Origin of the sequence: Amycolatopsis sp. NPDC052450, assembly GCF_044547565.1 — a bacterium.
GTDB lineage: Bacteria > Actinomycetota > Actinomycetes > Mycobacteriales > Pseudonocardiaceae > Amycolatopsis.
On record NZ_JBIUAQ010000026.1, the window covers coordinates 25,450 to 45,625 of the forward strand.

General features: G+C 68.5%; 18 protein-coding genes. 12 read left to right on the forward strand and 6 right to left on the reverse strand.

All coding sequences use genetic code 11. The annotated features are described in order from the left end of the window. Positions 1-331: 331 nt before the first annotated feature. The 4 genes from ACIHAO_RS32070 to ACIHAO_RS32085 all read left to right on the forward strand — a co-directional run bounded on the left by ACIHAO_RS32070 (position 332) and on the right by ACIHAO_RS32085 (position 7,560). Positions 332-1,003, forward strand: a complete 672-nt coding sequence (locus ACIHAO_RS32070) for a peptidylprolyl isomerase (RefSeq protein ID WP_396564171.1) — start codon at positions 332-334, stop codon at positions 1,001-1,003. Positions 1,004-1,249: 246 nt separating this feature from the next. Continuing rightward, complete coding sequence (locus ACIHAO_RS32075) at positions 1,250-2,359, forward strand: acyltransferase family protein (protein ID WP_396564173.1); 1,110 nt, start codon at positions 1,250-1,252, stop codon at positions 2,357-2,359. Between the two features lie 143 nt (positions 2,360-2,502). Continuing rightward, positions 2,503-6,111 carry a methionine synthase gene (gene metH, locus ACIHAO_RS32080; RefSeq protein ID WP_396564175.1) on the forward strand — a complete coding sequence of 1,203 codons (3,609 nt, stop codon included), beginning with the start codon at positions 2,503-2,505 and terminating at the stop codon, positions 6,109-6,111. A gap of 12 nt (positions 6,112-6,123) precedes the next feature. Beyond that, positions 6,124-7,560: a PLP-dependent aminotransferase family protein gene (locus ACIHAO_RS32085; RefSeq protein WP_396564177.1), complete on the forward strand. Its 1,437-nt coding sequence runs from the start codon at positions 6,124-6,126 to the stop codon at positions 7,558-7,560. A 55-nt stretch (positions 7,561-7,615) separates the two neighbouring features. On the opposite strand, the gene ACIHAO_RS32090 is transcribed toward ACIHAO_RS32085, so the two are convergent. Further along, positions 7,616-8,344, reverse strand: a complete 729-nt coding sequence (locus ACIHAO_RS32090; RefSeq protein ID WP_396564179.1) for an alpha/beta fold hydrolase — start codon at positions 8,342-8,344, stop codon at positions 7,616-7,618. A 48-nt stretch (positions 8,345-8,392) separates the two neighbouring features. Here ACIHAO_RS32090 and ACIHAO_RS32095 point away from each other — a divergent pair, with 48 nt between their 5' ends. Further along, the gene (locus ACIHAO_RS32095) at positions 8,393-9,649 is read left to right on the forward strand and encodes a cytochrome P450 (protein WP_396564181.1); all 1,257 of its coding nucleotides are present in this window, start codon (positions 8,393-8,395) and stop codon (positions 9,647-9,649) included. Positions 9,650-9,694: 45 nt separating this feature from the next. Here ACIHAO_RS32095 and ACIHAO_RS32100 read toward each other — a convergent pair whose 3' ends face one another. Beyond that, positions 9,695-11,152 (reverse strand): MFS transporter, encoded by a 1,458-nt coding sequence (locus ACIHAO_RS32100; RefSeq protein WP_396564183.1) that lies wholly within the window; start codon positions 11,150-11,152, stop codon positions 9,695-9,697. Positions 11,153-11,238: 86 nt separating this feature from the next. Between ACIHAO_RS32100 and ACIHAO_RS32105 the strand changes: the two genes are divergently transcribed. Continuing rightward, positions 11,239-11,625, forward strand: a complete 387-nt coding sequence (locus ACIHAO_RS32105; protein ID WP_125786470.1) for a MarR family winged helix-turn-helix transcriptional regulator — start codon at positions 11,239-11,241, stop codon at positions 11,623-11,625. Positions 11,626-11,637: 12 nt separating this feature from the next. On the opposite strand, the gene ACIHAO_RS32110 is transcribed toward ACIHAO_RS32105, so the two are convergent. Further along, positions 11,638-12,036, reverse strand: coding sequence for a PASTA domain-containing protein (locus tag ACIHAO_RS32110; RefSeq protein ID WP_396564186.1), 399 nt, complete (start codon positions 12,034-12,036; stop codon positions 11,638-11,640). 158 nt (positions 12,037-12,194) lie between these two features. Here ACIHAO_RS32110 and ACIHAO_RS32115 point away from each other — a divergent pair, with 158 nt between their 5' ends. The 5 genes from ACIHAO_RS32115 (at position 12,195) to ACIHAO_RS32135 (ending at position 16,063) form a co-directional block, all read left to right on the forward strand. Continuing rightward, the gene (locus tag ACIHAO_RS32115) at positions 12,195-12,623 is read left to right on the forward strand and encodes a hypothetical protein (RefSeq protein ID WP_396564188.1); all 429 of its coding nucleotides are present in this window, start codon (positions 12,195-12,197) and stop codon (positions 12,621-12,623) included. Continuing rightward, positions 12,617-12,838: a helix-turn-helix transcriptional regulator gene (locus tag ACIHAO_RS32120; RefSeq protein ID WP_125673158.1), complete on the forward strand. Its 222-nt coding sequence runs from the start codon at positions 12,617-12,619 to the stop codon at positions 12,836-12,838. Before ACIHAO_RS32115 ends, ACIHAO_RS32120 begins: the two co-directional genes overlap by 7 nt. 7 nt (positions 12,839-12,845) lie before the next feature. Then, complete coding sequence (locus ACIHAO_RS32125; RefSeq protein ID WP_396564191.1) at positions 12,846-13,808, forward strand: NAD(P)-dependent alcohol dehydrogenase; 963 nt, start codon at positions 12,846-12,848, stop codon at positions 13,806-13,808. A gap of 215 nt (positions 13,809-14,023) precedes the next feature. Beyond that, a complete protein-coding gene (locus ACIHAO_RS32130) occupies positions 14,024-15,559 on the forward strand; it encodes an alkaline phosphatase D family protein (RefSeq protein WP_396564193.1) in 1,536 nt (511 codons plus the stop codon). Between the two features lie 162 nt (positions 15,560-15,721). Further along, entirely contained in the window at positions 15,722-16,063 is a 342-nt protein-coding gene (locus ACIHAO_RS32135) for a hypothetical protein (RefSeq protein ID WP_396564195.1), read from the forward strand. A gap of 37 nt (positions 16,064-16,100) precedes the next feature. Here ACIHAO_RS32135 and ACIHAO_RS32140 read toward each other — a convergent pair whose 3' ends face one another. Further along, positions 16,101-16,964: an alpha/beta fold hydrolase gene (locus tag ACIHAO_RS32140; protein WP_396564197.1), complete on the reverse strand. Its 864-nt coding sequence runs from the start codon at positions 16,962-16,964 to the stop codon at positions 16,101-16,103. A 28-nt stretch (positions 16,965-16,992) separates the two neighbouring features. Further along, positions 16,993-17,817 carry a GAF and ANTAR domain-containing protein gene (locus ACIHAO_RS32145; protein ID WP_396564199.1) on the reverse strand — a complete coding sequence of 275 codons (825 nt, stop codon included), beginning with the start codon at positions 17,815-17,817 and terminating at the stop codon, positions 16,993-16,995. Between the two features lie 361 nt (positions 17,818-18,178). Between ACIHAO_RS32145 and ACIHAO_RS32150 the strand changes: the two genes are divergently transcribed. Continuing rightward, positions 18,179-19,612 carry a PP2C family protein-serine/threonine phosphatase gene (locus ACIHAO_RS32150; RefSeq protein WP_396564201.1) on the forward strand — a complete coding sequence of 478 codons (1,434 nt, stop codon included), beginning with the start codon at positions 18,179-18,181 and terminating at the stop codon, positions 19,610-19,612. Between the two features lie 6 nt (positions 19,613-19,618). Here ACIHAO_RS32150 and ACIHAO_RS32155 read toward each other — a convergent pair whose 3' ends face one another. Continuing rightward, complete coding sequence (locus tag ACIHAO_RS32155; protein WP_396564203.1) at positions 19,619-20,173, reverse strand: isochorismatase family protein; 555 nt, start codon at positions 20,171-20,173, stop codon at positions 19,619-19,621. Between the last annotated feature and the right edge of the window lie 3 nt (positions 20,174-20,176).

The window sequence follows — 20,176 nt, forward strand, 5'->3', positions numbered from 1 at the left end:
CGGGGGGGGGGGGGGGGGGGGGGGCGGGGGGGGGGGGGGGGGCGGGGGGGGGGGGGGGGGGGGGGGGGGGGCCCCCCCCCCCCCCCCCCCCCCCCCCCCCCCCCCCACCACCTGGACCGATGACTCACCGCCACTCTCACCCGCCCGATGTACATGAAGGCCCCCTTCATGTACTTGGACAGGCGACGCCCCTGTGACTGCTGATGCACCTGGGGTGGTTGTGGCGATCACCACAGCCAGATCGCCACTCGCGACCACTCGGCCGCAGCAAGGGCAGCGCGCCGCGTGAACCGCTACCCGACGACCACCCTTTTGAGTTAGGTTCCCCCTCATGAAGCTGCGCTGGGGTGTCACCGTTGTCGTTTCCGCTCTCGCCGCCGTGCTCCTGCCCGGCATCGCCACCGCCGCGCCCGCGTCTTCGGCGCCGATCGTGCGCTGCGAGTTCACGCCGACGCCCGAAAACCCCGCGGCCCGGCCGGTCCTGCGCCCGCTCCCCTTCGCGCTGACCCGCGGCACCGTCGACGTCACGTTCCGCTTCAACTACGGCCCGGTGACCGTGCGCCTGAACCGCGCCGGCGCCGCTCCGTGCGCCGTCCACAACCTGGCGAGCCTGGCCGTGCAGCGCTTCTACGACCGCAGCCAGTGCTGGCGCCTGACGAACTCGTCGCGCCTCGGCGTCCTTCAGTGCGGCGACATCTACGAAGCCGAGAAGGGCGGTCCGGGCTACAAGTTCCCGGACGAGGTCGACGGCACCGAGACCTACGAACGCGGCACCATCGCCATGGGCAACCAGGGCCCCGGCACGAACGGCAGCGAGTTCTTCATCGTGCACTCCTTCGCGAACATCCCGAAGAACTACTCGGTGATGGGCAAGGTCGTGCGGGGCATGGAGGTGCTGGACCGGATCGTGGCGAACGGCATCATCCCGACCGATCCGAACGGTCCCGCCGACGGCCTGCCCGCGAAGCCGGTGAAGATCCAGAAAGCGTCTGTGGGTTTCTGATTCATTCGCTGTCTCCCCATTGATAGCGAAAAGGCCGAGCGGGGAGGATTTGGGACGTTCAACGTCCTAAATCCTCCCCGCTCGTTTGCCATGTAGCTTGTTCGCCGACCAGATTCGGCGACAAAAGAACCATAAAGCTCGACAGCACGCAAATCTCCAACAATGTCCACAGGAAAACCACAGCCCCCTCACAGGAACGCGCGATTCACCCTTTAGAGTGACGCATCCTTACCGGCCAGTCCGCCGGTGACGTTCCTGGGGGCCACGATGATGACTCACGAGCAGTACCTGTCCACCAAAAGATTCCCGGCCCTCGACGGGTTGCGTGCGATCGCCGCGCTCCTCGTGGTGGTGTTCCACTACGGAGGACCGTCGTGGGCCATGGCCAACGGATGGATCGGTGTCCACCTGTTCTTCGTTCTCTCGGGCTTCCTGATCACCACGCTGGCACTGCGCGAAGAAGACCGAAACGGCAGGATTTCGCTCGCCGACTTCTACATCCGTCGCGCGTTTCGTATTCTTCCGGTGTACTTCGCGGTTTTGGGCATCATCGTGGTGTTCACCTATCTGCGCGGCCAGTACACCTCGAGCGGACTCTCCGGCGCGATGCCTTACTTCCTGACGTTCACCAACGAATTCGCCCATAACGCGCCTTTCGGTCAATCGTGGACGCTGGGCGTCGAGCAGAAGTTCTACCTCGTCTGGCCGTTCCTCGCCTTCGGCATCGCGGCGCTGAGCTTCCCGAAGCGGCTCGGCCTGGCGATCGGCCTGATCGCGCTCATGATCGCGCTGATCCCGGTGATGCCGTACGCCGGTGCCTACTCCCCCATCATCATCGGTTGCGCCCTCGCCATCGGTCTCCACTACCGCAAGGGCTTCGCGGTCCTCCGCTTCTTCACCCACCCGCTGGCCTGCTTCGTCCTGCTCCCGGCGCTTGTGGTCCTCCAGATCCACATCACCGACATCGAGGCCTTCTTCAAGGACGGCGGCACGATCGGCGGCACGACGTATGCGGTCCTGGTCGCGCTGTTCATCACCTCGCTGATCCCGCGCGGTCCGATCGCCTGGCTCTTCTCCACCCCGCCGATGCGGTTCATCGGCGAGCGGTCGTACTCGGTGTACCTCTTGCAGGGGGTGGCGGCGACCGTGGTCGCCTTGTCGATCCCTCAGTTGGGCGTCCACCGGACCTTGACCGCGATCGTCGTGACCGTCGTCGCACTCGTCATCTCCGACGTCCTCTACCGGTGGGTCGAGGTGCCGATGATCGACGTGGGCCGCAAGGTGGTCGCCCGGCGCCGGCCCGTCCTGCCCGATCCCACGATCCGGGAAGCCGAGCCCGCTCTGGCCAGCGGCTGAGCGATTCGGGCGGATCACCCTTGTGCGGGTCCGGTACTCTGGTCGCCAAGGTCGAGAGGCGCTGCAACGGACCGCGGGGTCCGCCACGCTCGGCCCCGGACATCACCGCAAGGGCGCCTCCCACGACATGGGAGGAGCGCTGGATGGAAACGACCGCCCTGCGAAAGCTGCTGGATGAGCGCATCGTCGTGCTCGACGGCGCGTGGGGGTCGATGCTCCAGAACGCCGGCCTCGAACCTGAGGATTACCGCACCGAGCGGTTCCAGGACCACCCTCGTGACATCACCGGCGACCCCGACCTGCTGAACATCACCCGGCCGGACGTCGTCCTCGACATCCACCGCCAGTATCTGGACGCCGGCGCGGACATCACGACGACGAACACGTTCACCGCCACCACCATCGGCCAGGCGGATTACGGGCTCGAGAACCTCGCTTATGAGATGAACCTCCGCGGCGCCCAGATCGCGCGCGAGGCGGCGGACGCGGCGGGCGGGAAGTTCGTCGCCGGGTCGGTCGGGCCGCTGAACGTCACGTTGTCGCTGTCGCCGAAGGTCGAGGACCCGGCGTTCCGCGCGGTGACCTTCGACGAGGTGTATGCCGCGTACGCGGATCAGATCAAAGCGCTCGCCGAAGGCGGCGTCGATCTGCTGCTGATCGAGACGATCTTCGACACCCTCAACTGCAAGGCCGCGATCGCCGCCGCCCGCGACGTCGCACCGCACCTGCCGCTGTGGATCTCGGTGACGATCGTCGACCTGAGCGGCCGGACGCTGTCGGGGCAGACGGTCGAGGCGTTCTGGAGTTCCATCGAGCACGCCGATCCGCTGCTGGTCGGCGTCAACTGTTCGCTGGGCGCCGAGGAAATGCGCCCGCACATCGCCGAACTGTCCCACCTCGCCGGCACGTACACGGCCTGCCACCCGAACGCCGGACTGCCGAACGCGTTCGGCGGGTACGACCAGACGCCCGAGGAGACCGGCGGGCTGCTCGGCGACTTCGCCACGGCCGGGATGGTCAACGTCGTCGGTGGCTGCTGCGGCACGACTCCCGCGCACATCAAGGAGATCGCCGACGCCGTCCGCGGGATGGCGCCGCGGACGGTGCCGGAGCCGAAGGCGAACACCCGGTTCAGCGGCCTGGAGCCGTTCGAAATCGGCAAGGACACCGGTTTCGTCATGATCGGCGAGCGGACCAACGTCACCGGGTCCGCCAAGTTCCGCAAGCTGATCGAGGCCGACGACCACCAGGCCGCCGTCGACGTCGCGCTGGAGCAGGTGCGTGGCGGGGCGAACCTGCTGGACGTCAACATGGACGCCGATTTGCTCGACAGCGAAAAGGCGATGACCACGTTCCTGAACCTCATCGCCACCGAACCCGAGGTCGCCCGGCTGCCGATCATGATCGACAGCTCGCGCTGGACGGTGCTCGAGGCCGGGCTGAAATGCGTGCAGGGCAAGGGAGTCGTCAACTCCATCAGCCTCAAGGAGGGCGAGGAGCAGTTCCTCCAGCAGGCCCGGCGCATCCGCGACTACGGCGCGGGCGTGGTCGTGATGGCCTTCGACGAGCAGGGCCAGGCCGACACCGCCGACCGGAAGGTCGACATCTGCGGGCGCGCCTACGACCTGCTGACCCAGAAGGCCGGTTTCGTCGCCGAGGACATCATCTTCGACCCGAACGTGCTCGCGGTCGCGACCGGCATCTCCGAGCACAACGGGTACGCCAAGGCATTCATCGACGCGCTGCCGCGGATCAAGGAACGCTGTCCCGGCGTGCACATCAGCGGCGGTATCTCGAACCTGTCGTTCTCCTTCCGCGGCAACAACGTCGTGCGCGAGGCGATGCACTCGGCCTTCCTGCTGCACGCGGTACGCGCCGGGCTGGACATGGGCATCGTCAACGCCGGGCAGCTCGCGGTCTACGAGGACATCCCCAAGGATCTGCTGGAACTGGTCGAAGACGTGCTCTTCGACCGTCGCGAAGACGCCACCGACAGGCTGGTCACCTTCGCGGAAACGGTCAGCGGCAAGGGAACCCAGCGCGTCATCGACCTGTCCTGGCGCGAAGGTACGGTCGAGGAGCGCCTCAGCCACGCGCTGGTGCACGGCATCGTCGACTACATCGAAGAGGACACCGAGGAAGCCCGCCAGAAGCTGCCGAAGCCGCTCGAGGTCATCGAAGGCCCGCTGATGGACGGCATGAAGATCGTCGGCGACCTGTTCGGGTCCGGGAAGATGTTCCTGCCGCAGGTGGTCAAGAGCGCGCGCGTGATGAAGCGGTCCGTGGCCTACCTCGAACCGTTCATGGAGGCCGAGAAGGAGAAGGCGCGCCTCGAAGGCCGCGTCGAAACCCGCCAGGGCAACGGAAAGGTCGTCCTGGCGACGGTCAAGGGCGACGTGCACGACATCGGCAAGAACATCGTCGGCGTCGTCCTCGGCTGCAACAACTACGAGGTGATCGACCTCGGCGTGATGGTCCCGGCTTCGGTCATCCTGGACACGGCCGTCTCCGAGGGCGCCGACGCCATCGGGCTCTCCGGCCTGATCACGCCGTCGCTGGACGAGATGGTCAACGTCGCCGCCGAAATGGAGCGGCGGGGGCTGAAGCTGCCCCTGCTGATCGGCGGCGCGACCACGTCGCGCCAGCACACCGCGGTCCGTATCGCGCCCGCGTACGAGCACACGACCGTGCACGTCCTGGACGCGTCGCGCGTCGTGGGCGTCGTCGGTGACCTGCTCGACGCGGACCGCGCCGAAATCCTCGACAAGGCGAACCGCGAGGACCAGGAAGCACTGCGCGTGCAGCACGCGAACAAACAGCGGACGCCGTTGCTGACGGTCGAGCAGGCGAGGGCCAACCCGGAGAAGGTCTCCTTCGACGACATCCCGACGCCCCGGTTCACCGGCGTCCGGTACGTCTCGCCGACGCTCACCGAACTGCGCGAGATGATCGACTGGACCTTCCTGTTCCTGGCCTGGGAGCTGAAGGGCAAGTACCCGGCGATCCTGAACAACCCGGTGGCGCGGGAACTGTTCGACGACGCGAACACCCTGATGGACCAGATCATCGCCGAGGAACGGTTCCAGGCGAAGGGCGCGTACGCGTTCTGGCCGGCGCACTCCGAGGGCGACGACATCATCCTGGAGTCGGGTGTCAAGTTCCCGATGCTGCGCCAGCAGACCAAGAAACCGTTGTCGCGGCCCAACCGCTGCCTGGCGGACTACATCGCCCCGGCGGGCGCGGGCGACCACCTCGGCGGGTTCGCGGTCACCATCCTCGGTGCCGAGGATTTCGCGGCCGAGTTCGAGGCGGACCAGGACGACTACCGCGCCATCATGGTGAAGGCGCTCGCGGACCGGCTCGCCGAGGCGTTCGCCGAGTACCTCCACCTCCAGGCGCGGCGGGACTGGTTCGAGCCGGACGCCGATCCGAAGCTGGAAGACCTGCACGCCGAACGCTTCCGCGGCATCCGCCCGGCGCTGGGTTACCCGGCGAGCCCGGACCACAGCGAGAAGCAGGAACTGTTCGACCTGCTCGACTCGGACCGGCTCGGGATGGGGTTGACCGAGTCGTTCGCGATGACGCCGGCGGCGAGCGTCAGCGGGCTGATCTTCGCCCACCCCGATTCGCGGTACTTCACCGTCGGACGGCTCGGCAAGGACCAGGTCGAGGACTACGCCGCCCGCCGCGGCCTCGAACTGTCCACTATGGAGCAGTGGCTGCGGCCGAACCTCGCCTACGAACCTGAATGACACAATGATCGGGTGACTGCCGAGGGCTCGGACTTCCTGCAGCTGGACATCGGGGACGCACCGCCGGGGCGCCGGTCGGACTGGCTGGCGTCGCGGTTGCGGCACGCCATCTCCGACGGCCGCCTGCCGGTCGGCAGCAGGCTGCCCGCGACCAGGGCACTGGCCGCGGACCTGCGGGTCTCCCGCGGTGTGGTCACCGAGGCGTACCAGCGCCTCGTCGAAGACGGCCACGTCGCCGGACGGGGCAGGGCGGGCACGGTGGTCGTCGCGGCGCCGGCCAGGACGAAGGAGCAGAGGACGGCCGGGCCGCCGTCCGCGGGCACGATCTTCCAGCCCGCGCCCGGGATCGGCGTCTTCGACTCGCTGCGGTCGACCCCGGCGAGGATCGACCTGTCCCCCGGTGTGCCGGATCTGACGGCCTTCCCGCGAACGGCGTGGTTACGCGCCGAGCGCACCGTGCTCAACGACCTTTCGGCGGCGGCCTTCGGCTACGGCGACCCTCGTGGCGCACCCGCGTTGCGGCTGGCCATCGCGCACTGGATCGCCCGTACCCGGGGCATCACCGCCGACGCGGACGACGTGCTGATCGTCGCCGGTGTCGCGCAGGGCCTCGGGTTGCTGGCGCAAGTGCTCTGCGACAACGGGATCTCCGAGATCGCCGTCGAGGATCCGAGTTCGCTGGGCGCGCGGCAGCATCTGCACGACCGGCGGCTGGCGACCCCGCCGATCCGGGTCGACGACGACGGCATCGACGTCGGCGAGCTCGTGCGCAGCGGCGCGCCCGCCGTGCTGCTCACGCCCGCGCACCAGTTCCCGACCGGTGTCGTGCTCGGCGGGGAACGCCGTCGCGAGCTCATGCGCTGGGCCGCGAACGGCGGGCTGATCATCGAGGACGACTACGACGCCGAGCACCGCTACGACCGTCCGCCGGTGCCCGCGTTGCGCTCGATGCTCGCCGAGCAGGTCTGTTACGCGGGCAGTGTGTCGAAGTGGCTCGCACCCGCGCTCCGGGTGGGCTGGATGTTGGTGCCGCCGCGGTACCGGGACGAGGTGGTCGCGGCCAAACGGTTCGCCGACCTCGGCAACGCCGTCCTCCCGCAGCTGGTGCTCGCGCATCTCATGGAGTCCGGGGAGATGGAGCGGCAACTGCGGTTCGTGCGCAAACGGCACCGGCGACGGCGGGACGCGATGATCGACGCGCTCCGGGCGCATCTCCCCGACGCCGTGGTGCACGGCGCCGCCGCCGGGCTGCATCTGACGATCACCTTCGACGCCGAGTTCTCCGATCTCGACTTCGCCGCCGCCGCGCTGGAGCAGGGCGTGAAGGTGCAGCCGCTGTCGTGGCACTGTCAGCGCCCGATGAATCCCGGCCTCGTCCTCGGCTACGGGGCGAGCCCGGCGAGCGACATCGCCGAGGGCATCGCCGTCCTGGGCCGGCTTCGGCGCTAGTCCCCCTCGCGTTTCGTCCTCTGGTTGCGGTGGTTCGGCTGTCGAACTACCGCAACTAGAGGACGAATTGCCTGGGGAAGGGCAGGAGCGAGGACGGGTCTTCGACGTGGGCGTTGTGGCCGAGCCCCCGGAGTACGGCCGAGTGCGGGCTGAGGGCGCGAAGCTGTTCGGGGCGGCTCATGGGGTCGTGTTCCCCGGCCGCGAGGACGACCGGGCAGCGTGCCGCGCCGAGCAGTCCGCGCATGTCGGGCGCGCCGACGCCGAACGCGCGGGGGTCCAGCGCCAGCCGCCAGCCGCCTTCGGTTTCGGCCACGCCATCGGGATCCGCCTCGGCGATCCCGACCAGGCCGGCGATCTTGAGGAAGCCGCGTTCGGCGTCCTCACGGGTCGGGAACACCCTCGGCGGCTTGGCCGCCATGGCGGCCGCCCTCGCGAGGTCGTCCTCGCTCCATTCGACCTTGACGCCGACCGTGAACAGCCCGGCGACCTTCACCCCGAACCAGCCGCTGGCCAGCGCCAGCCCGACCACGCCGCCAAGGGAATGGCCGATCACCAGCACCGGACCGCGTTCCGGGAGCGCGTCGGCGACCGCCGCGGCCAGCCCGCCGAACGAGTAGTGCGGCAACCGGGGCGATCCCCCGTGGCCGGGCAGATCCGGCGCGAGCCAGCGATATCCCGGGTGCGCCATGAGGCCGTCCCAGACCGCTCCTGTCGCGCCGAGGCCGTGCAGCAGGAGCACGGGCGGGCCTTCGGTTCCGGCGGTGCGCATCTTCAGTGTTTCCACCGGACGGATCTTTCCTCAGTCCCCCTCCCGCGGGCTAGGGTCGACGGCGTGATCACCGATCCGGACGTGTACACGCGGGGCGTGCCGTACGAGCACCTCGCGTCGCTGCGCCGGGACTCGCCGGTCACGCGGGTGGACGATTTCTGGGCCGTGCTGCGGCATTCCGACGTCAAGCACGTGCTGAAGAACCCGAAGCTGTTCTCGTCGCGCCTCGGCGGGACGCAGATCCGGGACCCGTCGACCGAGCAGGACCTCGGCTACGTCCGGCGGATGATGCTCAACATGGATCCGCCCGAGCACGCCCGGCTGCGCGGCCTGCTCACCAAGGCGTTCACGCCGCGTGCGGTCGGCAGGCTGACCGAGCGGATCAACGGCTGGGCGCGGGAGCTGATCACCGAAGTCGCCGCGGACGGCCGGTGCGACTTCGCCGCCGTCGCGGCGGATCTCCCGCTGCTGACGCTCGCCGAAGTCTTCGGGATCCCCGAACAGGACCGGCGGCTGATGTACGACTGGAGCAACCGCGTGATCGGCTACCAGGACGCCGACTACGCGGTGAGCTCGACCGTCGAGGCCGGCGAGGTCACCGATCTCGCGCGGTCGGCGCTGGCCGTCCGGCCGGTTCCGGGGCCCGGCGGGGCGATGCCCGACCCGCGCACCCGCGCGGGGATGCCTGATCTCTACGCGTACGCCACCGCGCTCGGCGAGTACAAACGCCGTCACCCCGGCGAAGACGTGATGAGCAATCTGATGGGTCACGTGGAAGACGGCGGCCGCGTGTCCATCGCGGAGTTCGAGAACCTGTTCTGGCTGTTTTCCGTGGCGGGCAACGAAACCCTGCGCAACGGCATCCCGGGCGGGATGCTCGCGCTGCTCTCGCATCCCGATCAGTACCGGCGGCTGCTGGCCGACCGGTCACTGCTTCCCGGCGCGGTGGAAGAGATGCTGCGCTGGTGGACGCCGGTGATGCACTTCCGCCGGACCGCGACCGAGGACGTCGTTCTGTCCGATGTGGACATTCAGGCGGGTGAGAAGGTCGTCGTCTGGTTCTCGGCGGCGAATCGCGACGAGACCGTTTTCGACGATCCGGACCGCTTCGACATCGGCCGCACACCCAACGATCACGTGACCTTCGGGCACGGCCCGCATTTCTGCCTCGGCGCCCAGCTCGCCAGGGTGCAGCTGCGGGCGATGTTCGAAGCGGTCCTCGACCTGCTCGGCGAGGTCGAACTCGCCGGGAAGCCGGTGCGGTTGCGGTCGAACTTCCAGAACGGCCTGAAGTCGCTGCCGATCCGATGGCGGCGATGAGCCCCTTCCCGCCCCCGAGCGCGGGAAGGGGCCCTCACCCCCTGGTCATTCGGCCGCGGCGAACTCCGGTTCGGCGACGGCGGAGCGGGCTTCGGCCTTGCGCAGGCCGACGACTCCGGACAGCGCCACCAGGACGCTGATCACCGCGATGCCGGTGACGACGGTCAGCGCGGGCGCCAACCCGTTCAGCAGCGCGGCCGGGCCGGTGGCACCATCCGAGTTGCCGGTCAGGACCGCGGTCACCACGGCGAGGCCGATCGCGCCGCCGACCTGGATCGACGTGTTCAGCAGCCCGCCGGCGAGCCCCTGCTCGTCGTCGGAGATGCCGTTGGTCGCCTGGATGTTCAGCGAGGAGAACGCCAGCATGAAGCCGATTCCCAGCAGGATCATGCTCGGCAGCACCGAACCGGCGTAGCTGGAACTCTCGTCGATCCGCAGGAACAGCGCGTACCCGATCACGTGGGCGACGACACCGGCGAGGATCGTGCGCGGCGTGCCGAGCCGGTCGATCAGCGGCTCGATCCTGGGTGAACCGAAGGCGACGATCAGCGCGGCGGGCAGGAATCCGAGCGCGGTCTGCAACGCGGACCAGCCCAGCACGGTCTGCAGGTACAGCATGACCACGAACTGGAAACCGATGTAGGCGCCGAAGAACGTCGCGCCGCCGAGGTTGGCCCGGGCCAGCGGGCCGGAACGCAGGATGCCGAGGCGGAGCAACGGGTGCTTGCTGCGCTTCTCGATGAACACGAACGTGACGAGCAGAGCGAGCGCGAGGGCGAACGAGATCAGGGTCCGCGGGGCGGCCCAGCCGATCTCCGGCGCTTCGACCACGGCGAAGACCAGCAGGAGAGAACCGGCGGCACCGGTGATCGCGCCGGGGAAGTCATAGCCGCCACCGGTTTGCGGCTGGTAGGACGGGATCAGCTTGATCGCGGCGACCAGCGCGGCGAGCGCGATCGGCACCGGCAGCAGGAACGTCCAGCGCCAGCCCACCTCGGTGAGCAGACCGGAGAAGACGAGGCCCGCGGAGTAACCGCTGGCACCGAACACGGCGAAGATGCTGATCGCCCGGTTGCGGGCGGGGCCTTCGTGGAAGGTCGTGGTGATGATGGAGAGGGCCGCCGGCGCGGTGAACGCGGCCGCGAGACCCTTGATGAACCGGGTGGCGATGAGCAGCGCGCCGTCGTCGACGAGGCCGCCGAGCAGGGAAGCGAGCGCGAAGACCGCGACGGCGATAAGGAAGACCCGGCGCCTGCCGAGCAGGTCGGCGGTGCGGCCGCCGAGGAGCAGCAGGCCGCCGTAGCCGAGCACGTAGGCGCTGATGATCCATTGCAGGGCACTGGTGGAGAGGCCGAGTTCGGCCTGGATGGACGGGAGGGCGACGGCGACCATCGACACGTCGAGCGCGTCGAGGCCCACGACGACGGACACAGTGAGCAGGACACCCCAGAGGCGCGCGTCCCACCTTGTCGAGCTGGTGGACAGCTGCACGGAAGAACTCATGATCCGTACAGTACATGCACGCGCATCTAATGCAAGTGCATTTAATGACTTTGCATAAAATTCACGTGCATGCTATCTTGGGCCGCGTGAGCGACGACGCCGAACAAGACCTGCTGCGGGAGTGGCACGACCTGTCCGCCCGGCACGCGGCGGTCTTCGGGCGCCTCGAGTGCCGGCTCCAGGAGCGTCACGGCCTCGGCGTCACCGAGTTCGAAGCCCTCGAACGGCTGGTGAACTGCGTCGTCGGCAAATGCCGCGCGGCCGATCTGACCGAGGTCGTCCACCTGAGCCAGAGCGCCACCTCACGTCTCGTCGCCCGCCTGGAACGCGAGGGGCTCGTCCAGCGCTCACTCTGCGAGTCGGACCGGCGCGGGATCTTCGTCATCGTGACCGACGAAGGCCGCCGTCGCTACGAAGAGGCGAAGCCCACCCACCGGGCGACCCTCGAAGAGACTCTCACCGTCGGGGCCTGAAGCCCGGCAGTCTCACTTCTCGCCGATTTTGACGGCGGTCAGGGTGATCACCGCGTCCGCGGTCACGTCCGCGGTCACCTTCGTCCCCGGCGCCGGACTCTGCCCGGTCTGGACCCAGTTCCGGTCCAGCGCGAGCATCCGGCCTTTCCCTGTTCCGTCGACTTCGCGCAGGTTGTACAGGCCCGCCGCCTGCATCGCGTCCTGCGCGTCCTGATGGTTCATCCCCGAAACATCGGGGACGGCGATGAGACGAGCGGCGGAAGACGCAGGTCCGCCGGTTTCCGCCGGCGGCTGAACACTCACGGACGTCTCGGTCACCGTCGACGGCGCCCCAGGCCGCGTGGCCGGGACGCCGCAAGCGGCCAGGACGGCGACGCCGGCGACGAGGATCAGTGCGACGGTCTTCGGCATTCGCGGACTCCACTCCGAGACGGTGAGACCGAGAGGAGTCGCGCCCGGACCACGGACCGTTAACACCCGGTCGGGTCGACTTCGTCCGTCTGGCCCGACGCGAGCGTCGAGGTAAAGAATGTTTGACATGGTGTCTAGAACTCTTTACCTTGGCTCTCGTGGCCTTGGAAGAGAAACGCGCATGGATCATGGCGGTGGTGACGGTCTTCGCCTACGCGGCGTACCTGATCGTCGTCTTCGGCCGGGCAAGCTCCGGTGCGGTCGTCGATGTCCCTTACGTGGCACCGTTGCTGTGGACCGTCGGGGCGGCCATCGTGGCCTCGATCGTGCTGCACATCGCCGCGGCGATCGCCTCACCGCGTGACGCGGGCCGCAAGGACCAGCGCGACCGCGAGATCGGCCGGTTCGGCGAGCACGTCGGGCAGTCGTTCGTCGTGATCGGCGGGGTCGCGGCGCTCGTCATGGCGATGGCGGAACTGGACCACTTCTGGATCGCCAACTCCGTGTACCTCGCCTTCGTCCTGTCCTCCCTGCTCGGCTCGATAGCGAAGATCGCCGCCTACCGCTGGGGATTCCAGGCATGGTGAAACCGACCAAGGTCACGAACTCCATCCGCGCCCTGCGGTTCGCGAAGGGCGAGATGACCCAAGCGGAACTCGCGGACCGGATCGACGTCACCCGCCAGACGGTGATCGCCATCGAACAGGGCCGCTACTCGCCGTCCTTGGAGATGGCCTTCCGGATCGCCCGGGTTTTCGGCGTCGGGCTCGACGATGTTTTCCAGTACCCAGACCAGGAATGAGGCCGCCGTGAAGGCGATCGCCCAGAACGAGTACGGCACGATCGACGTCCTGACCCTGACCGACCTGCCCGAACCCGAAGCCGGACCGGACGGCGTGGTCGTCCGGATCCGGGCGGCGGCGGTCGACCCCGGCGTCTGGCACCTCATGGAGGGCACGCCGTACCTGGTACGGCTCATGGGGTTCGGAGTACGCAGACCGAAGGCCCGGGTCCGCGGGCTGGATTTCGCCGGCGTGGTGCACGCCGTCGGCGGCGACGTGACGCGATTCCGGCCGGGCGACGAGGTTTTCGGAACCTGTGACGGTTCTTTCGCCGAGTACGCGCTGACCACAGTGGACAGACTCGCCAAAAAGCCCGAGCGGCTCAGCTTCGAAGAAGCGGCGGCGGTCCCCATCTCCGCTTTCACCGCGCTTCAGGCGCTCCGGGACCGAGGGCAGGTCGCGCCGCGACAGAAGGTCCTGGTCATCGGCGCGGGCGGTGGAGTGGGCACCTTCGCGGTGCAGATCGCCAAGGCGTTCGGCGCCGAGGTGGACGGCGTATGCGGCACCGGCAAGGTGGAGCTCGTCCGTTCGCTCGGCGCGACCCGGGTTTTCGACTACACCCGTGAGGATTTCGGCGGCGGCTACGACCTCATCCTCGACACCGCCGGCAACCGGTCGCTGACGTCGTTACGCGAATCCCTTACCCCGCAGGGCACTCTCGTCATCGTCGGCGGCGAGGGCAAGGGGAAGTGGATCGGCCCGGTGGGCCGCAATCTGCGGGCACTGCTCCTCGGGCCGTTCGTGAAGCAGAAGCTTCGCGGCCTGTTCTCCACAGAGAACCAGGACGATCTCCAGACGCTGCGGGCGCTCATCGAGGCGGAGAAACTGACGCCGGTCATCGACCGTGCCTTCTCGCTTGTCGAGGTGCCCGAAGCCATCAGTCACGTGCGCGAAGGGCACGCACGCGGCAAGGTCGTCATCACCCTCTGACAAAGCGGTTGGCTCGTTCGATCTCCCCCGGTCCGCATCCGCCCCAGCGGGTTCGGCAAGCCGTACAGGCGGCGATGATCGCTGGACCTGATCGTCGACGAACCGGCCACCTTCGTTGAGGTGAACCGCGTTGTTCTTCCCCACGTCGGCCTCCGGCCATCTTGGGAGTGTTCGCTCTCGGGGAGCTATCCGCCGAAGGCCGAGGGAGAACGCCGATGTCCGTCAACCGCCGGGACCTGTTGCGAGGCGCCGCCACCGCCGGGGCGCTGGGACTGGCCTGGCCGTTGAGTTCGCGGATGACGGTCGCGCAGGCCGAGGAGGCCGCGGTGGCCCTGGGCGCGACATGGGACGCAGCGCCGTTCACGCTCGGCGTCGCGTCCGGCGACCCTGTCCCGTACGGCGTCGCCCTCTGGACCAGGCTCGCGCCGAGGCCGATGGAGTTCGAGCAGCCGCTCGAAGACACCGTCGAGGTCGCCTGGGAGGTCGCCACCGACCGCGGGTTCCGCCGCCGCGTGGCGCACGGGACGACGGCCGCGACCGCCGGGCTCGGGCACAGCGTGCACGTGCCGGTTTCCGGGCTGGAGCCGGGCTCGCAGTATTACTACCGGTTCAGCGCGCTCGGCAAGGTCAGCCGGATCGGCCGCACCCGTACCGCGCCGGTCGGGCCGGTCCGGCGGGTGCGGTTCGCCTCGGCGAACTGCCAGGCGTTCCACGACGGGTTCTACGCGGCGCACGCCGGGATCGCCAGGGAGGAGCTCGATTTCGTCGTCCACCTCGGCGACTACGTCTACGAGCACGGTCAGGTCGGCGGGAATCCGCTGCGCGACCACGAAGGTCCCGAGGTGCTGACGCTGCCGGCGTACCGGCGGCGGCACGCGCTCTACAAGTCCGACCCGTCGCTGCGGGACGCCCACGCGGCCCATCCCTGGTTCATCACCTGGGATGATCACGAGGTCGTCAACGACTACAGCGGTACCACCCCGTCATTGCGGGCGCGGCGTTCGGCGGCGTACCAGGCCTGGTTCGAGCACATGCCGGTTCGCCCGGACCATCCGTCGACACCGAGGATCCACCGGCAGCGCCGCTGGGGCGACCTGCTCGATCTGTCCATTCTGGACCTCCGGCAGTACCGGTCGGCGCAGAACCTGCCCGACGGCACGATCCTCGGCGCGGACCAGAAGGCGTGGCTCAAGGACCAGGTGACCGGCTCCGGCGAGGCGTGGCACTGCTGGGTGAACTCGATCATGCTGAGCCAGCTGGCGAAACCCGGTGGCGGCTACATGTTCACGGACCAGTGGGACGGCTTCCTCGCCGAGCGCGAGGAGGTGCTGACCCACGTGGCGAACAGCGGCCTCGAAGACTTCGTGGTGATCACCGGCGATTGGCATTCGGCGTTCGTCGACGACATCCGCCCGGACTTCGCGGATCCGGCGGGCCCGGTGATCGGCACGGAGTTCACCGCGCATTCGGTCACCTCCGGCGCCTATTCCCCCGAATGGAACGCCACGAACGGGCCGAAGATGGGCGCGGCGAACCCGCACCTCAAGTACTTCGAGGGCGACCGGTACGGCTACGACGTCTACGAGGTCACCCCGCGCCGCTGGAGCACGCACATGCGGGTGATCGGCGACCGGCGCGACCCGCGTTCGCCGGTGAGCACCCTGACGACATTCCACGTCGACCGCGGCAGGCCGGGATCCTATGAGGACCGGGCCACGATCACCTCCCCGGCGCAGTACCGGCGACGCTAGGCCAAAAGGGGAGCCGGGGACTCAGAAGGGGGGCCGCGCCGCTCTTTCGGAGCAGCGCGGTTCACCGCACGCGATCTCGTTTCACCTGCCCGATGAATTCACGACAATTCTTCCGTGCGGCTAATCTGGGCTTTCCATTGGGAACGAGCCGCGGGAGAAAGCATGAAGAAGAAAATCGCCGCTTTAGTCATGGCCGCCTTTTCGGCGGCCGGATTCCTGGCCGCCGCACCGGCCTCCGCGGCGACCGAAGGCAAGTTCCCACCCTACGGCTGCGGCACCGATCGCTATGGAATCTTCTTCGGCGAAGGCATTTCCCTGACCTGCTTCTCTTTGCCGGGAAACTCGGAAACCTATCGAGTGGTCGCCCACTGCGCGTCGGGGTCGTCCTATTGGTACACCGTCGGACATTGGGTTCCGGTCGGTTTCGGACCGTCGACGGCGGAATGTCACGGCGCCTTGCTTTCAAGCGCTTATGTGGCCGGGTATCACGTAGACGACTTCTAATATCCGAATGGAACGATGTTGATCTTGACGGCGCCGTTCAGCGTCCGCTCCCTGCTGGTCCCCACCGGCCCACTTCCGCCGTGAGCCAGCGATGCAGGGAAAGGGCCAATTCGACCGGCGCGTCGTACTGGATCAGATGCCCGGCATCGGGAATGACGTTCAGGAGGGCGCCGGGAATCGCGTCGGCGAGTTGTTCCGCGCGGTCCACCGGGATCCACGTGTCGTCCGCGCCCCAGATCACCTTCACCGGCAACGTGAGTTCCGGATAGCGGTCCTGGATCTCGTCGGTGTACCGGACGTCCGCCTCGGCGATCTGCCGGTAAAACGCACGTTGCCCCCGCGCGTCCAGCCAAGGCCCGGTCAGGGTGGCCAGTTGCGCGCCGGTGAGACCACGGTGGGACGCCGTCGCGATGTAGGACTCCAGCGCGCCCCGGTGCACAGCCGGGGGCTGCGCTTGGAAGACCTCGGCGTTCTCCGCGACGAGCCGGAAGAATTCCGAGCCCCACGGCCGCAGCGCGACGACGTCCACCAAGGCGAGCGAGGCGTACTCGGCACCGTGCAGCAGCTTCGCGCGCAGGGAAACCGCCCCGCCGTAGTCGTGGGCGATCACGTGCGGGGCCGTCAGCCCCCAATGCCCGAGCAGGTCGGCGAAAAGCTCGCCCTGCGTCCCGAGATCGACGGCGTGGCCGGGTTCCTTGGACGAACGGCCGTATCCCGGCATGTCCCAGACATAGACGGCGAACTCTTCGCTGAGCGCTCGCGCGAACGGCGCCCACAGTTGCGCCGACCACGGTGTCCCGTGACACAGCACCACCGGGGCGCCGTCGCCGAGGCGTTCCCACGCCACCGAACGGCCACGCCAGCCGAACGTCCGCGACAAGTCCAGCTCACCGAAACCCATGATCGCGATCGTAGCCGCGGCCGGCCGGTCAGTCGGGCAGTTGCAGTTCCGCATGCCGTTTGGACAGCATCTCCGCCAGCTCCCGGAGTTTGACGTTCATGTTCTGCGACGTATGCCGCAGCACCTCGAACGCCTCCGCGGCGTCGATCCCGCGCCGCGCCATCAGGATGCCCTTGGCCTGCCCGATCGCGTCCCGGCTGTCCAGCGCCTGCTGGAGCTGTTCCTCCTGGAGCTGACCGCGTGTGACCGCGTGCGTGGTCGCCAAGGCCAGTGACGCGTGCGTCGCCAGGAGCAGCAGCACGTCGCGGTCGGCCCTGGCGATGCCGTGGGGACGCCGCGAGTAGACGTTCAGCGCACCGGAAAGCTGCGAACTCGACGCTTCCGGCAGCAAGGCCGTCGAGACCAGCGAATGGAAGCCGAGCGCCGCGGCGGCCGGACCGAAGCGCGGCCAGCGGGCGTCCTCCGCGAGGTTGTCGCTGAAGGCCGCGGCCGGTCCCGAAGCCCGCGCCGCCTCGACGCAAGCACCCTCGGAGTATTGATACTGCAACTGGTCCAGCTCGCCGGCGATCTCGTCGGTCCACACCGGCGTGTGGAACGCGCCGTCGGGATCGAGGAGGGTGACGCTGACAAGATCCGCGCCCGGCACCAGGTCGCGGGTAGCGAAGACCACCCGTTCGAGGACCGCCGCGATCGAGCCGGAATCCAGTAGCGCCCTGGTCAGGGATACGAACTGGTTCACAAGTGGCCCGGCGATGAGCCGGGCGCCGTTCTCCGAGGTCACCGGCAGTTCGCCGTCGCCGACATCCTCGACGAATCGGTTCTTGTCCTGCTGCCAGTCGAATTCATCGGCCAAGGCCCGCCTCTCCCACTTCTGCACATCGGCGTGATGCACCACGGGAGTCACCGGCGGGAACCGGCGCCGAGCGCGCACCATCAACCGCCGCAACCAACCCGGTTACCGGCGGATCGGCGCTAACTTCTCAACGCTCAGAACCGCTTTCGGAAGCCGACCTTAGCCGAATGCGATCACCCCGCCTCCCGCGCCCCATGTTCTGCCCGTCCCGGCTCGTCCCGGCCTGTCGCGGCGGCCCCGAATCGTTCGTCCACCTGGCGTAACCGTCGCGCGCCACAACGGGACAACCAATCGTGTGCCCGACTCATGTTTCATCCCGGGTCGTGGTTGGTATCCAGGCCGGTGTCGTCGATAAGCGGGGGTGATCACCGTGTCCGCCCTCAAGGCCGAGGAGCAACGACGGATCGTCGCCGCGTGCTTCGCGCGAACCGGGCTTACCGTGGAGCAACTGTGGCTGAGGTACTTCGCCCTGGGCGGCGACGTCAGCGAGGTCGAACTGGACGCGTTCCTGCAGGGCGTGCTCCCCCTGCCCCGAATCCAGCGGGACATGGTGACCCACGCGGTCAACGAACGGCTCGACGAACTCTCCGGCGTACGACGGGCGCCTTACAGCCGCGACACCGGTGAGAGCACCCGCCCGCGCGGTACCTTGGCCGCCCTGCTGGGACTCCTCGACGGTGCCCACCATGCCGCCCCGGAGCGGTTGCCCGAGGTCATCGCCACCGCGGGACGTGCGCTGAACCTCGAGATCGCCGTCTATCTCGCCGACTACGACCAACGTCATCTCCTCCCGTTGCCAGGGTCGGGCCCAAGCCGGGCACCGTTGCCCATCGAGACGAGCAACGCCGGTCAGGCTTATCGGCACGTCGACACCCTGCTGGCCGAGGAGGCCGGAGGACCGCGATTGTGGGCCGTGCTGCTCGACGGCGAGGAGCGCATGGGCGTGCTCGAGGTCGAAGCCTGCGCGGACACCGATCTCCACGACCCCGCCCTGCGAACCCAGTGCCGGTGGCTCGCGTCGCTGGCAGGCCATCTCATCGCCGCCGCGATGCGTTATGGCGACGCGCTCGACATGACAAGGCGTGGACGACGACGGGACCCCACCGCGGAGTTGCTCTGGCAGAACCTGCCTCCGTTGACGGCGGCGACACGCGACGTGACGGTGGCGGGCGGTGTCGAGCCCGCCTACGACCTTCGCGGTGTCACCTTCGACTACGCCCTTTCCGAAACGACGGCGTGGCTGGCCATCTTCGACGCGGGCAGGGACAGCTCGTCCGCGGGTCTCGAGGTCTCGACGGCGCTCGCGGCCTACCGGTCCGCCCGCCGCGAGGGCCAGGACCTGCGCGGCCAGGAGACCGCTGTCGACAAAGCGCTCTCGACGCAGTTCGGCGGCGCCGCCGCCGTCCGTGGCACGCTGGCCGAAGTCGACCTCGCTCACGGCGACCTGCGCCATCTCGAAGCGGGCGGGCAACCGCCACTCGTACTCGGCACCGAGCACGAAGCGGACCGTACGTCCACAGTGGACAGTTCTCCGCGGTCGCCGTTCGGCGCCGGGTCACCCGGCCGGATCATGACCACCCGCCTCCTGCCCGGAGATCTCGTCGTCCTGCACACCGAGGGCCTCTCGGACGCGCGTGCCGCCGACGGCGAACGGTTCGGGCTCGCCGAATGCCTGAACGCCCATGCCGGACAGCTACCGCCCGAGATCACCCGGCGCGTACTCCAGGCGGCGAAGTCCCACTGCCGCGGCACTTTCACCGGAGACGCGGGCCTGCTGGTCGCACGACGGCCGTAAAGCGGTTCAGCCGCTGAATTCCACGTCTTCGCTCTTGACCGTCCCTCCTTTCCGGCCCGGCGCGGCCTGAAACCGCCAGTACAGATTCGTGTGCGCGATGACCTGCTCCGGCGCGGGCGCCCCCCACTCCGTTTTGTCCACGGTGGTGTGCGCGTCGCCGACCAGCGTCGCGTCGTACCCGCGGACCATGGCGCCGTGCAGCGTCGAGCGGATGCAGGCGTCGGTCTCCGCACCGACGACCACGAGCCGCCCGACCTTGAGTTCGGCAAGGACCCGCTCCAGATCGGTGTCCTCGAACGAATCCCCATAGGACTTCTCGACGAGCGGCTCGGCGTCCTCCCGGTTCAGCTCGCCGACGATGCGCCATTCTTCGCTGCCGCGCACGAGTCCCTCGTCGGAATGCTGCACCCACACGACCGGGACGCCTTCCCGCCGTGCCTTGCCTACGAGCCCGCCGATGTTCGCGACCACCGCGTCGCGCTCGTGGCCCTCGTCGACGACGCCGTTTTGGACGTCGACGACGAGGAGCGCGGTGTTCGGCCGGTTGTCGAGAGTGGTCATGAC

Bases quoted from the DNA above. Each gene is read 5' to 3' on its own strand.
- ACIHAO_RS32070 (WP_396564171.1), top strand. From the start codon at position 332: ATGAAGCTGCGCTGGGGTGTCACCGTTGTCGTTTCCGCTCTCGCCGCC.
- ACIHAO_RS32130 (WP_396564193.1), top strand. From the start codon at position 14,024: ATGTCCGTCAACCGCCGGGACCTGTTGCGAGGCGCCGCCACCGCCGGG.
- ACIHAO_RS32110 (WP_396564186.1), bottom strand. From the start codon at position 12,036: ATGCCGAAGACCGTCGCACTGATCCTCGTCGCCGGCGTCGCCGTCCTG.
- ACIHAO_RS32155 (WP_396564203.1), bottom strand. From the start codon at position 20,173: ATGACCACTCTCGACAACCGGCCGAACACCGCGCTCCTCGTCGTCGAC.
- ACIHAO_RS32135 (WP_396564195.1), top strand. From the start codon at position 15,722: ATGAAGAAGAAAATCGCCGCTTTAGTCATGGCCGCCTTTTCGGCGGCC.
- metH (WP_396564175.1), top strand. From the start codon at position 2,503: ATGGAAACGACCGCCCTGCGAAAGCTGCTGGATGAGCGCATCGTCGTG.
- ACIHAO_RS32120 (WP_125673158.1), top strand. From the start codon at position 12,617: ATGGTGAAACCGACCAAGGTCACGAACTCCATCCGCGCCCTGCGGTTC.
- ACIHAO_RS32100 (WP_396564183.1), bottom strand. From the start codon at position 11,152: ATGAGTTCTTCCGTGCAGCTGTCCACCAGCTCGACAAGGTGGGACGCG.
- ACIHAO_RS32140 (WP_396564197.1), bottom strand. From the start codon at position 16,964: ATGGGTTTCGGTGAGCTGGACTTGTCGCGGACGTTCGGCTGGCGTGGC.